A 12,794-nucleotide genomic window follows, 5' to 3' on the forward strand; every position below is an offset into this window, starting at 1 on the left:
CGAGTTTCCCGATAGAATGGCCCTTCACGTTTTGCACCTGAGGATTTTATGAACAAGCTTTTCACCCTGTTTCTGGTAACGCTGCTCAGCCTTGGCCTCACCATCGGCGAAGCCAGTGCCAAACGCTTCGGCGGCGGCTCGAGTTTCGGCAAGCAGCGCCAAAGCGTTACCCAGACTGCGCCCAAGGCTCCGTCCGCCGCACCCGCCCCTGCCAGCGCGCCGGCCAAGCCCGGCAACAGGTGGCTCGGCCCGCTGGCCGGCCTGGCTGCTGGCGGCCTGCTCGCCTCCCTGTTCATGGGACACGGTTTCGAAGGCATCAAAATGATGGACATTCTGATGATGCTCGGCATCGCGGCCGCCGTGTTCTTCGTTTTCCGCGCCCTGCGCCGCAACAGCACGCCACAGCCCGCTTTGGCAGGAAACACGCCATACAGCGGCTACAGCGACCACCCGATCGAACAACCCATCGGCGGCAGCGCCCCCTTAATGGCCGCCAGCACCCGCCCCGCCTGGTTCGAGGATGAGCCCTTCCTGCGCCAGGCCAAGGGCAACTTCATCCGCCTGCAAGACGCCAACGACAAGGGCGACCTCAACGACATCCGCGAATTCACCTCGCCGGAAGTGTTCGCCGAAATCAGCCTGCAGATCCAGGAACGCGGCGGCAAGCCGCAGCACACCGAAGTCGTGATGCTCAACGCCGAGATGGCCGACGTGGTCACCGAAGGCGATCACGTCATCGCCAGCGTGCGCTTCTCCGGCCTGATCCGCGAAGAACAGGGCGCCAACGCCGAGTCCTTCAACGAAATCTGGCACATCCAGAAAGCGCTCAACCAGCCGAACGGCAGCTGGTTCATTGCCGGAATCCAGCAGGCAAACTAGGCGTTCCGATGGGGGAGAGTCTCTCTCCCCCATCCTGTTCCGCAGTCTTCCCACATGAAAATTGCCTTGATCCGCCAGCGCTACACCCCGTTCGGCGGCGCCGAGCGCTTCGTCTCCAATGCCGTTCAGGCGCTACGGGCAGAAGGCGCTTCGCTCACGGTGATTACCCGGCAGTGGGAAAGCGGCAGCGAAGGCAACGCCCTGATCTGCAACCCGCCCTACCTCGGCAGCCTGTGGCGTGACTGGAGTTTCGCCCGTTGTGTTTGCGATACGCTGCGAAAACACGCCTTCGATCTGGTGCAGTCGCATGAGCGCGTCACCTGTTGCGATATATTCCGCGCCGGCGATGGCGTGCACCGAGAATGGCTCAGGCAGCGTCGGCGCATACTTGGCCCCCTGGGCAAACTCCGCCTCGCTCTTAATCCTTACCATCGCTATGTGCTGGCAGCGGAAAAAAAACTTTTCTCCAGCCCGCGCCTGAAAGCGGTAATCTGCATTTCCCGGATGGTGAAGGACGACATCCTCCGTCACTACGCCGTGCCGGAAGACAAGCTGCACGTCATCTACAACGGCGTGGACACGACCGTTTTTCACCCTTCGCTGGCGGAAAAACACCGGCAAGCCACCCGGCTTGCGTTCGGCATCCCACCCGACGCCCCTTTGTTCCTGTTCGTCGGTTCGGGCTTCGAGCGCAAGGGGCTGGCGGTTGCGCTGGGCGCAATGACGGAATTGCCGGAAGAAGCTCATCTGCTGGTGGTCGGAAAAGACAAGCAGATGAAGAAACTAATGCGGCAAGCGGCAAATCTCGGTATTGCCGGACGCATCCATTTCGCCGGCGCTCAGAAAGACGTCAAGCCGTTTTACGGCGCCGCCGACGCTTTGGTGTTTCCTACCCTGTATGAGCCTTTCGGCAACGTTGCCCTGGAAGCCTTTGCCTGCGGTCTGCCCGTGATCACCAGCACCAGCAGCGGCGCGGCGGAACTGGTTCGGGAAGGAGAAAACGGCTTTACCTGCGATGCGCTCGACCGACGCCAATTGAGCGAGGCGATGAAAAAGCTGCTTTCACCCGACCTGCGCCGGAAAGCTGCGACAGCGGCTCGCGCCACGGCGGAGTCATTTAGTCTGGAAAGGATGAGTTTAGATCTGATGTCGCTGTATAATGCGCTTCTTTCCGTAAACTCAACGACATAGTGACTTCATCTCCGGAACTTGACGGCAAACAGCTTTACCAGCGTTTGCTGCGATTTGTCCTGCCCTACTGGCGCATTTTCCTGGTTTCCATAATCAGCATGGCGCTGGTTGCCGCCACCGAACCAGCCTTCCCGGCATTGCTCAAGCCCCTGCTCGACGGCAGTTTCGTGAAAAAAGACCCCGGCATGATGCGCCTTATCCCGCTGTTGCTGATCGGGCTTTTCATCCTGCGCGGCATCGCCACGTTCACCAGTTCCTACGCCATCAGCTGGGTCGCAAACAAAGTGGTGATGGATCTGCGCTGCCTGATGTTCGGAAAGCTCGTGGCCTTGCCCACTCACTACTACGACGACAACTCCTCCGGCGTCCTGATGTCCAAGGTTACCTACGACGTCAGCCAGGTGACCAATGCCGCCACCAACGTCATCACCATCGTGGTGCGCGACTCCCTCAGCATCGCCGGCCTGCTTGGCTGGCTGCTCTATCTGAACTGGCGACTGACCCTGGTGGCCCTGATCGTGGTGCCGGCCATCGCCTTCGTCATTCGCAGCTTCAGCGGGCGCCTGCGCAACATGAGCCGCGGTGCCCAGCAAGCGATGGGCCACATCACCCATGTGCTGGAAGAAACCATCGAGTGCCACAAGGTAGTGAAGATATTCGGCGGCCAGGAATATGAAGCGCGACGTTTTCAGGAAGCGGCCAACCAGGTGCGCCGTTTCAACATCAAGCAGGCTATCGCCGCGTCGGCCACCGTGCCGCTGGTACAGCTCATCGCGGCTATCGCACTGGCGGTGATCATCTATATCGCCACCATGCAATCGGCTTCGGACCAGACCACGGTTGGCGGCTTCGTCTCCTTCATTACCGCCATGCTGATGCTGCTGGCGCCGCTGAAACGCCTCACCGGCGTCAGCGAAAGCCTGCAACGCGGCCTGGCTGCGGCGGAAAGCGTATTCAACCTGATCGACGAAGAAGCGGAAACCGACAAGGGCACGATTTCCCTGCCACGCGCGCAGGGCGCGCTGGAGTTCAGGGATCTCGGCTTTACCTATGGCCGTTCCGAACGCATGGCTCTAAACAGCATCTCGCTGGCCATCCGTCCGGGCGAAACCGTCGCGCTGGTTGGCCAGTCCGGCAGCGGCAAGACTACACTGGCCAACCTGATTCCACGTTTTTACACGCCGACCAGCGGCCAAATTCTGCTGGACGGATACGACATTCAAACCATCAGGCTCGCCGATCTGCGTTCCAATACCGCCCTGGTCAGCCAGGATGTCGTACTGTTCAACGACAGCGTATCCGCCAACATCGCCTACGGAAGGCAAAGCGGGGCCACCGAAGCCGAAATCGTTGCCGCTGCTGAAGCAGCCCATGCCATGGAATTCATCCGCGAAATGCCTGAAGGCATTCATACCCAGATCGGCGAAAACGGTGTGCGCCTGTCCGGTGGACAGCGCCAGCGCCTGGCGATAGCGCGAGCGATCCTGAAAAACGCACCGGTGCTGATCCTCGACGAAGCCACTTCGGCGCTCGACACCGAATCCGAGCGCCACGTCCAGGCAGCCCTGGAAACGCTGATGCAGGGACGCACCACCATCGTGATCGCGCACCGCCTTTCCACCATCGAGAAAGCCGACCGTATCGTCGTCCTGCAAAAAGGGCACATCGCCGAGATCGGCAGCCACAGCGAACTTTTGGCAAAAGATGGCATCTACGCGAACCTTCACCGTATCCAGTTCAGCCAGGAAAAACCACACGAGACATGACCGCCGCCAAACTCCATATTGTCCACACCGAAGCCTCGCTCGGCTGGGGCGGTCAGGAAATCCGCATCCTTACCGAAGCAGCCGGGATGATCCAGCGCGGGCACCAGGTAACCCTGCTGTGTCCACCGCAAGCGCGTATCTACAGCGAAGCGCAAAGTCGCGGCCTGCCCGTGGTGGCGCTACCCATCGGCAGGAAGAACCTGCGCGGCGTACTGGCCCTGCGGCGCTGGCTCAAGACTCACGCGGTTGATGTAATCAATACGCACAGCTCCACCGACGCCTGGCTCGCCGCCCTGGCGATGAAGTCTCTCGGGAAACGGGTACCAATCGTGCGCACCCGCCACATTTCAGCCCCAATCCCGCACAACCCCGCCACCCGCTGGCTGTACCAGCGCGCCAGCCACCACATCGTCACCACTGGAGAGCGCCTGCGCGAACAGCTGATCGGGATAAACCGCTTTTCCCCGACAGCCATTACCTCGGTACCCACCGGCGTGGATACTGCGCATTTCGTGCCGGGAGACAAGGCGGCAGTGCGACAGCAACTGGGCTTGCCGCTGGATGCGCCCATCGTCGGCATCGTCGCCACCCTGCGCAGCTGGAAAGGCCATCGCTATCTGGTGGAAGCTTTCGCCGCCCTGCCAGACACAACCCGACTGCTGATCGTCGGCGACGGCCCGGTAAAGGAAGCTCTGCTGGCCCAGATAGCACAACTAGGCATTGCCGACCGCGTGGTTCTGCCCGGCAACCAGCGCGACGTTCTTCCCTGGCTCCAGGCCATGGATGTCTTCGCCCTGCCCTCCTATGCCAACGAAGGCGTGCCCCAGGCAATACTGCAGGCCATGCTGTGCGGACTGCCCATCATCTCCACGCCGGTAGGCAGCATTCTGGAAGCGGTAGAACACGAACGCACCGGACTGATTGTCGAGCCACAAAATTCGGCGGAACTGCAGCACGCAATCCAGCGGCTGTTGGGAGATGCAGACCTGCGTCAGAAACTGGGAAGCGCCGCGCGGGAACGCGCACTTGCCCGCTTTGGTTTCGAAGCCATGGTAGAACGCATGGAGGGGATATTCCGTAACGTGACAGAAAATGTCTAGCCGTCTCGCCAGCCGCTTAAGGGTGATCGCACTTGCCCTCGGCAACATGCTCATCCTCCGGGTGCGGAAACGAAACGATATCCCGCGTCGCATTCTGGTAGCCCATCACTTGCTGCTGGGCGATACAATCATGCTGACTCCGCTGCTAGCCAAGCTACGCCAGCAGTATCCCGCGGCCGAAATCGTCATGGTTGCGCCCAAAGCCGCAGTCCCGCTCTACCAGAAGCGCCCCTACGACGTCATCGTCATGCCGCACGACCCGCGCGACCCCGCCACATTCCATGCCTTGCGACAAAAAACCGGCTTCGATCTCGCCATCGTGCCCGGCGACAACCGTTACAGCTGGCTTGCCAAGGCGCTGGGCGCGCGACACATCGTCGCCTTTTCCGGTGACCGCCCCGCGTATAAAAGCTGGCCCGTGGACGAACTGTTTCCCTACCCGGACAGCCCTGCAGCCTGGGGTGATATGGTGGCCGGCTTGGTCCCCGGCCCGGCGCCAGCCCCCTACCGACCGGATGCCTGGCCCGACCCGGACTGCACTCCTTTCGAGCCCCCATCGAAGCCTTACTGCGTACTTCACGTCGGTGCGAGCACCCCTCTCAAGCAATGGGAAAAGGAAAAATGGCTCGGCCTGGCCGATTTGCTCGAAAAGCAGGGCCTCCAGGTTGTCTGGAGCGGAGGGCGTGGCGAGGAAAAACTGGTTGCCGGACTCGACCCTGAAGGACGCCGTCTTTCCTACGCCGGGAGACTCGACCTGGCGCAACTATGGCAGCTGCTCAAGAACGCGAAACTGCTGGTTTGCCCGGATACCGGCGTGGCCCATCTCGGGCGCCTCACCGGCACCCCGACGGTAGCGCTGTTCGGCCCAGGCTCGGCATCGATCTACGGCGCCGGCAATTTCTGGCGCGACAGCCCTTATGTTGCAGTCACCGTGGATCCATTCCCCTGCCGCGACCAGCACCGGCTCTTCAAGCGAGAGATCCCATGGGTACTGCGTTGCGGGCGCAATCCCCGCGAATGTGCAGCCCCGCGCTGCATGCAGGCGATCAGCCTGGAGGCAGTGAGCGATGCGGTTCGCCGCTTGCTGGATGGGAACTGGCAGCACTGATGGCCGGCACCTGCTACCAGATCAACCTGCAGCAAGGGATGGGCGGCGGCGAGATCTACACGCGCTTTTTTACCCGCGCGCTATGCGAATTGGGATGGAAAGTCGTGCTGTTCGTTCACGAGCAGGCGCATTTCTGGCATGAGACGAAGATGCCGGGTGCACATTTCATCCCGGTCAGGCGCTACGAAGACATCATTCCTCATTTGCCGGAAAATCCGGCACTGTTCATCACGCACTCTCCCGCTCTGGGGCCGCTCGGGAAGCAACTGCGCGAGCACCATTTCTTGGCCAGCTTCGCCCATATGCCCCTGTATGGCAGAAACCCGGCCCCTTTCAGCGAAGTAGACCTGATCTTCGCAGTCTCCGGCCATGTCATTGCCAGCCTGCAAGCTGCGGGATTGAATCACTACTATCCGCACCCCCTCTATGGCGTGGCCGATCTGGAGCGGGGCAGCGGGGACGACGCCCCCATCCTTGCCGCGTCCAGCTATGACTGGGATACGCGCAAATTTCGTGACCGTATGCTCGGGCTGGTCGAACCCCTATACCGCAAACTGCGCCCAACACCGGAATTTTCGCGCAGGGAAGGGCTGACGCTAGGCATCGTTTCTCGTCTCACACCGATCAAGCAATTTCCCCTGATGTTCGAGATACTAGCGCCTGCCATCCGCCAATTCCCCCGGGTCAACCTGGAAATTTTCGGCAGCGGCGGATACGCGTCAGTCCGCGACCTTAAGCGGGCGCTCACTCCGATACGCAGTCAGGTCCGTTTCTGGGGGCACCAGTCGAACGTAGGCGCGATCTACCGGCAGCTCGATTTCCTTCTCACCGGTCTGCCCGAAAAGGAAGCGCTCGGCCTCAACATCATCGAAGCGGAGCATTGCGGCACCCCGGTGCTTGCGATACACTCGCCGCCGTTCACGGAAACAGTGACGGAAGGCGAAACCGGGCTGTTCTACACCGATCCCAGGCAGGACCAGGGCAAGGATTTCACGCGGCTGCTGAGCGAACTGACGGCGGGCCGAGAACGGCCGAAACCCCACCCCGACAGTCCGCACCTGATCAAATTCTCTTTTCCGGAATTCAAACAGCGCGTCGCCGCAGCGATGGATTTTGCCACCCATGCCGCGCAAGCGCGCGGAATCGAATGCAGCCAACCCTTATGACCACAAAACCGCGCGTCCTGATCAGCTACTTTTTCGGCAAAGATACCATTCCCCTGGGTGCGTCCTGTGCGGCCGGCTTCCACGAACTGGGCTGGGACACCTACTGCTTCAACAGCCAGGCGGAAAGCCCGGTGAACCGCTATTTCCTGAAATGGATCAACAAGCTCATCCGTCCGTTCGGCATGCGTTCCGTTGACGTCTCCCGCAACACCCCATGGGGCAACCACAATTACCGCCAAAGACAACTGGAAAAGGCCGTGGAGGCCTTTCGCCCGGACGTGCTGCTGGTGATTCGCGGCAATAGCTTCGATTCCGATCTGATCCGTGATTTGAAAAGCCGCTACGGCATCCGGCACACGGTGGGCTGGTGGGTGAAAGATCCGCGCACGACCAATGAGATGCTGGAAGACTCCCGGATATACGACCACTATTTCTGCATTCACCGCTTCGGCTACGGCGAAAAGGACAACATCCACTACCTGCCGGCGCTCGGTGTCGACAGAGCCCTGTACCGCCCTTACCCTGGCGAAAAGAGCTTCAGCCACGAGGTGGTGTTCGTCGGCGGCTGGAGCCCGCGCCGCCAGGAAATGATGGACGCGTTACTCGACCTGCCGGTGGAAATATACGGCCCGGGCTGGCGCAAACGGCGCAACTGGTTCAATCCCAAGCTGCGTGAAAAGGTAAAGGCCAGCCGCATCTGGGGAGAAGACCTGATCGCGCTCTACAACAGCGCCAAAATCGTACTCAACATCTCATCATGGGACCCCACCCGCAGCGGCCTCAACCTGCGCGTCTTCGATGTGCCGGCTACCGGCGCATTCCTGCTCACCGATTATTCTGAAGAACTGGCCCAGCATTTCGAACTCGGGGGCGAACTGGACTCGTTTTCCACTCCGCAAGAACTCCGGGAAAAAATTATCCATTATCTGAGCCATGACCCGGAACGGTCCGAAATTGCCAAGGCCGGCTATCAAAAAGTATTACGGCTGGAGAGCTATACCGACAAGATGCGGAACCTTCTGGAAATGGTCGGGATAGATGCCCGGAAATGAAGCTGTTGCTCAATTTCACAGCTGGTTTGCAAGCCCAGAAGGAGGGCTTTGAAGCTATCGGCTGTACCTTCGCGGAAAACCTCTGGCAGCCTGGCAGGTCCGATCTGGAAAACTGCACTGCCTGCATAATCGATCTCTATGAAGGCATCCGTCATCCTTTCCGGACGCTTGGACTGAAATTTCGCCTGCGGCGCCATGGTATCCCCCTGATAGCAATCGACCGCGACGCTCCGTGGTACCGCGGCGTGCGCCCACGCAGGTTATGGCTATTCAAGGCGCTTGGGTTGCTCGATATCTACGCCAGCCATTCCCTGCAGAATGCCGACCGATTTGCCCCAATCGCGCTTTATCTGCCGAACGCAGCCCGGACCAATGTATACAACCTTGCCGGAAGATCATTGAGCGAGCTCAGGCAGCCTGCGGCTTACCGCTACGACGTCAGCTTCATCGGCAACCTTAACGCGATCCGCTACCGCGAGCACCGCAAACGTGCGGAATTCCTCGAAGAGCTTCTCCGCCGGCTGACGGCGCTGGGCATCAATTGCCATTTCGCTGATTCCGCCGGTCTCTCGCCTGCCGAGCAAGTTGATCTGATCCAGCAGAGTCGTATCAACCTCAACTATGGAGCAGCCTGCGACAATGGCGCACAAAAAAGCTGGGGCCTGCCTGAACGTTGCTATGGGATTCCTGCCTGCGGTGGCTTCTTGCTCTCCGATTCCCGCGAGCACGCCAAGAATGATTTCGACCGGGAGACAGAATGGGCCTCCTTCGACGGAATGGAAGACTGCATTGCCAGGATCCGCTTTTACCTGGACCATTTCGAACTGACCCGGAAGATCGCCGAGGCCGCACACCAACGTGTGCTCCGTAGCCATACCTATGAAATTCGCGCCCGGCAAATACTGGAAGCCGCCCTGGGCTGGCGCAGAAACCGCTCCCTTGGAGATGCCTCTTGAACCCCGCTCAATTTTTTCGTGACTATAAGCACCTGCTCCCTGCGGCCGTGCTGCTGGTTATCCTCCCGCTCAACCACAACATGGCATTGCGCCTGCTGTGCCTGTTCCTGGCCGGCGGCTTTGCCATTTGGTATGCGCGCAAAAACCCGGCTCCGCGCATGCCCCTGAAGCTGCCGCTCGCGCTCTGGGCCGGCATAGCCACTTTGTCGCTGACCTGGTCGCTCAACCCAATGTTCTCCTTCAACGAACTCAAGACCGAAATCGGCTACGGCATGATCGCGTTCTTTTCCTTTTACGCCCTTACCCATAGCGAGCGCGAATGGAAGCTATGGCTGAGATGCGTTGCGGCGGGAATGGTGACAACCGCAGCATTGGCCCTATGGGCAAACCGCGCCAACCTGGGTGATTTCCAAAATTACGATTTGGACTGGCAGCATGGTTTCGTTACCTACAGCACCTACCTGGTAACCGTTCTGCCCTTGTTGATTTATATGTGGCTTAAAACACCTATAACGAAATTCCCGCGCAATCTGCTGTGGCTAATAGTCCCTTTATTTCTGTATGCCGGGTATGCCACGCTCAACCGCATGTTCTGGCTTTCATCCAGCCTGGTTTTCATGACCTGGATCGGCCTATGGTGGGTGCGCCACGGCCGTGCGCACCGCACTGGAATCACGCTTGCGATCGTTTCAGGCTGCATGCTGGCGCTCGCGCTGCTGTTTCTCATCGTGGCGAAACAAAGGCCCGCTGACACCGTTATTCGCCCGCCTGCCGCCATCACGAGCTCGAACCATATTGTCGATACCTTCGAACATAGCGAGCGTTACGACATCTGGCGCTTCTGGATGGCGCGCATCGCAGAGAAACCTCTTACCGGCGTTGGCTTTGGACGTGATTTGCCGCATTTAGTCTACGCCGACAAGAGGCCAAAGGAATGGCATATGCTGATGTTCGCGCATGCGCACAATGTACTAATCGATTATGCGGTACAGCTCGGCATCGGGGGATTAGCCGCTTTCATATTCCTGCTCGGCGCATTGGTGCATCGATTCTGGCTCCTTTATCGTGCACCTTTGGAGGAAGCTTCCCTTGTCGGCATTTGCGGCATCACGACGGTTTTCGCCATGCTTTCCAAGAACATGACCGACGACCTGTTCTGGCGCGGCGATGCCCTGCTGTTCTGGGCACTGATGGGCATTCTGCTAGGGTATGGCATGCGACTGGAAGGACGCCCGAAGTGAGCATTGCCGAACCACGCTTTCTTGTCATCCGCCGTGACAATATCGGCGACCTGGTCTGCACCACACCGCTGATACATGCCCTGCGCCAGCATTTCCCCAAATCTACCATCACCGCCCTGGTTAACAGCTACAACGCCCCGGTGCTCGCCAACAACCCTGATATTGACGCCTTATATGCGTATACCAAAGCCAAGCACCGGCCAGCCGGGAGCAGCATATTAAAGGTTTACTGGGACCGGCTGCATATCTTCTGGCGTCTTAGAAAATATCACTTCGACTACGCAATTCTAGCGGCGCCAGGATTCCAACCGCGCTTGCTTCGACTGGCTCGCTTTGCCGGGGCAAAACATGTTCTTGGCTTTACCGAACCCGGCAAACGGGGCGCCTCGGCCATCGACACTGGCGTCCTTTATGAAGCGGATAAGCGGCAGCACGAAGTAGAGGCCGTTTTTAAGTTGCTGGCAACGCTCGGCATTAACGGGGAGCCGCCTGCAGCGCAAGTATTTCCCCAAGCCGATGAAGTCGCTTGTGCTACAGAAGCATTGCACGGCGCTATGCCCATCCGGCCGCCACTCCTGATCGGCATCCACGTCAGCGCAAGGAAGCCGAGCCAGCGCTGGCCCGCACAGCACTTTGCCGACCTCATGAAACGCCTGCACACTGAACACCAGGCTTCTTTCATGCTTTTCTGGTCGCCCGGGGAAACCGGCAACTCTCTGCATCCGGGTGATGACTCAAAAGCGCAGGAAATCATTGCCGCCACGAAAGGGATTCCCATCCTCGCATATCCCACGCATAACCTGGGACAACTGGTTGCGGGACTATCTCTGTGCAACATGGTGGTTTGCAGCGATGGCGGCGCCATGCATCTTGCCGCAGGTTTAGGCAAACCCATTCTGTGTTTTTTTGGGAAATCGGATGCAACCCGCTGGCACCCGTGGGGAGTGCCCTATGTGGTTTTGCAGTCCCCCAGCTTGGATGTGGCGAAAATGACGGTGGACGAGGCATTGAACGGCTTCAGGAAGCTAATTAAAGCCCAGTGTTAACTCGGGATAAGGCGGTTGTTGGACTAGCGGCTCATCAGGCGCTCGTCACATTCAGCAGATGATATTATAATTCCTTGCAATTCATGGAACACAACTCCACAATTGCGCACATGATAGACAGGATTGTTTCTTCGCAGCTTGCAGATGCAATCGCCCACTCCCCGGCGGTGGCACTGCTCGGGCCGCGCCAAGTTGGCAAGACCACGCTAGCATTGGAAATCGGCCAACGCTATGGCGCAATCTATCTTGACCTTGAATCCGAACGGGATCGCGCCAAATTAGCGCAACCCGAGCTTTACCTGGCAGACCATCAGGATAAGCTGGTCATTTTCGACGAAGTACATAGAGCCCCGGGTTTGTTCCCCGTCCTGCGCGGACTAATTGACCAAGGACGAAGAACTGGGCGTAAATCCGGGCAATATTTGCTGCTTGGCTCCGCCTCGCTCGACTTGCTCAAACAATCCGGCGAGACTTTGGCTGGTCGTATCGCTTATTTGGAGCTTTCTCCTTTCAATGTTCTGGAAACACGATCATTGCCGGCAGACGATTTGTGGGTGCGTGGTGGGTTCCCAGAAAGCCTCCTTGCATCCGATGCCGCACGAAGTCTGCGCTGGCGACAGGATTTTATTCGCACCTACTTGGAACGGGATATTCCGCAGTTTGGTCCGCGCATTGCGGCTGAAACCTTGCGCCGCTTCTGGTCCATGCTGGCGTACCATCAGGGGGGATTACTCAACACCGCTCAATTCGCCCGCAACCTTGGTGTAGATGTAAAGACCGCCGGAGGTTATCTAGATCTGCTCGTCGATCTGTTACTCGTGCGGCGCCTGTCGCCGTGGCATGCAAATCTGGGAAAACGATTGGTCAAGTCGCCCAAGGTTTTTGTGCGAGATAGTGGCCTCGTTCACGCACTGCTTAACATTTCCGATAAGGAAACGCTTCTCGCACACCCTGTTATTGGGCAAAGCTGGGAGTGCTTCGTTATCGAAAATCTGCTCACATGTACCTCAAACAAAGTACAGGGTTATTTTTATCGGACTAGCGGCGGCGCCGAGATAGACCTATTACTGTTATGGCCGGATGGGAGTTTGTGGGCCATTGAGATCAAGCGTAGCCTTAGCCCGAAGGTGGCGAGAGGTTTTCATGAAGCCTGTGCAGACCTTGCGCCCGTCCGGAAGTTTGTTGTTTATCCCGGCGAGGAACGCTATCCATTGGCGAGCGATATTGAAGCGATCTCTTTAGAAGAGTTGGCAAGAGAAATCGTTCGAGCACAATAATCGCCATTGGCC

At 58.8% G+C, this 12,794-nt stretch carries 11 protein-coding genes; all 11 read left to right on the forward strand.

Features of this window, described 5'->3' with window-relative positions; translation table 11 throughout:
• Positions 1–48 precede the first annotated feature (48 nt).
• The 11 genes from SKTS_RS18225 (at position 49) to SKTS_RS18275 (ending at position 12,782) form a co-directional block, all read left to right on the forward strand.
• Positions 49–879 (forward strand): Tim44 domain-containing protein, encoded by an 831-nt coding sequence (locus SKTS_RS18225; protein WP_173068509.1) that lies wholly within the window; start codon positions 49–51, stop codon positions 877–879.
• Between the two features lie 54 nt (positions 880–933).
• Positions 934–2,070 (forward strand): glycosyltransferase family 4 protein, encoded by a 1,137-nt coding sequence (locus SKTS_RS18230; RefSeq protein WP_173068511.1) that lies wholly within the window; start codon positions 934–936, stop codon positions 2,068–2,070.
• Positions 2,070–3,836, forward strand: coding sequence for a lipid A export permease/ATP-binding protein MsbA (gene msbA, locus SKTS_RS18235; protein ID WP_173068513.1), 1,767 nt, complete (start codon positions 2,070–2,072; stop codon positions 3,834–3,836). The genes SKTS_RS18230 and msbA overlap by 1 nt, the downstream gene beginning before the upstream one ends.
• Complete coding sequence (locus SKTS_RS18240; RefSeq protein ID WP_173068515.1) at positions 3,833–4,936, forward strand: glycosyltransferase family 4 protein; 1,104 nt, start codon at positions 3,833–3,835, stop codon at positions 4,934–4,936. The genes msbA and SKTS_RS18240 overlap by 4 nt, the downstream gene beginning before the upstream one ends.
• The gene (locus SKTS_RS18245) at positions 4,929–6,044 is read left to right on the forward strand and encodes a glycosyltransferase family 9 protein (RefSeq protein ID WP_173068518.1); all 1,116 of its coding nucleotides are present in this window, start codon (positions 4,929–4,931) and stop codon (positions 6,042–6,044) included. The genes SKTS_RS18240 and SKTS_RS18245 overlap by 8 nt, the downstream gene beginning before the upstream one ends.
• Positions 6,044–7,210, forward strand: coding sequence for a glycosyltransferase family 4 protein (locus SKTS_RS18250; protein WP_173068521.1), 1,167 nt, complete (start codon positions 6,044–6,046; stop codon positions 7,208–7,210). The genes SKTS_RS18245 and SKTS_RS18250 overlap by 1 nt, the downstream gene beginning before the upstream one ends.
• Positions 7,207–8,262 (forward strand): CgeB family protein, encoded by a 1,056-nt coding sequence (locus SKTS_RS18255; protein WP_173068524.1) that lies wholly within the window; start codon positions 7,207–7,209, stop codon positions 8,260–8,262. Before SKTS_RS18250 ends, SKTS_RS18255 begins: the two co-directional genes overlap by 4 nt.
• Positions 8,259–9,218, forward strand: a complete 960-nt coding sequence (locus SKTS_RS18260) for a glycosyltransferase family protein (protein WP_173068527.1) — start codon at positions 8,259–8,261, stop codon at positions 9,216–9,218. The genes SKTS_RS18255 and SKTS_RS18260 overlap by 4 nt, the downstream gene beginning before the upstream one ends.
• The gene (locus tag SKTS_RS18265) at positions 9,215–10,459 is read left to right on the forward strand and encodes an O-antigen ligase family protein (protein WP_173068530.1); all 1,245 of its coding nucleotides are present in this window, start codon (positions 9,215–9,217) and stop codon (positions 10,457–10,459) included. The genes SKTS_RS18260 and SKTS_RS18265 overlap by 4 nt, the downstream gene beginning before the upstream one ends.
• Entirely contained in the window at positions 10,456–11,505 is a 1,050-nt protein-coding gene (locus SKTS_RS18270) for a glycosyltransferase family 9 protein (protein ID WP_173068533.1), read from the forward strand. Before SKTS_RS18265 ends, SKTS_RS18270 begins: the two co-directional genes overlap by 4 nt.
• Before the next feature lie 83 nt (positions 11,506–11,588).
• Positions 11,589–12,782, forward strand: coding sequence for an ATP-binding protein (locus SKTS_RS18275; RefSeq protein ID WP_244617530.1), 1,194 nt, complete (start codon positions 11,589–11,591; stop codon positions 12,780–12,782).
• Positions 12,783–12,794 lie beyond the last annotated feature (12 nt).

The sequence above is a fragment of the Sulfurimicrobium lacus genome (assembly GCF_011764585.1).
In the GTDB taxonomy this organism is placed as follows: domain Bacteria; phylum Pseudomonadota; class Gammaproteobacteria; order Burkholderiales; family Sulfuricellaceae; genus Sulfurimicrobium; species Sulfurimicrobium lacus.

Excerpts from the sequence above, each read along its gene's own strand:
- SKTS_RS18225 (WP_173068509.1), top strand. The coding sequence starts at position 49 with ATGAACAAGCTTTTCACCCTGTTTCTGGTAACGCTGCTCAGCCTTGGC.
- SKTS_RS18230 (WP_173068511.1), top strand. The coding sequence starts at position 934 with ATGAAAATTGCCTTGATCCGCCAGCGCTACACCCCGTTCGGCGGCGCC.
- SKTS_RS18240 (WP_173068515.1), top strand. The coding sequence starts at position 3,833 with ATGACCGCCGCCAAACTCCATATTGTCCACACCGAAGCCTCGCTCGGC.
- SKTS_RS18245 (WP_173068518.1), top strand. The coding sequence starts at position 4,929 with ATGTCTAGCCGTCTCGCCAGCCGCTTAAGGGTGATCGCACTTGCCCTC.
- SKTS_RS18250 (WP_173068521.1), top strand. The coding sequence starts at position 6,044 with ATGGCCGGCACCTGCTACCAGATCAACCTGCAGCAAGGGATGGGCGGC.
- SKTS_RS18255 (WP_173068524.1), top strand. The coding sequence starts at position 7,207 with ATGACCACAAAACCGCGCGTCCTGATCAGCTACTTTTTCGGCAAAGAT.
- SKTS_RS18260 (WP_173068527.1), top strand. The coding sequence starts at position 8,259 with ATGAAGCTGTTGCTCAATTTCACAGCTGGTTTGCAAGCCCAGAAGGAG.
- SKTS_RS18275 (WP_244617530.1), top strand. The coding sequence starts at position 11,589 with ATGGAACACAACTCCACAATTGCGCACATGATAGACAGGATTGTTTCT.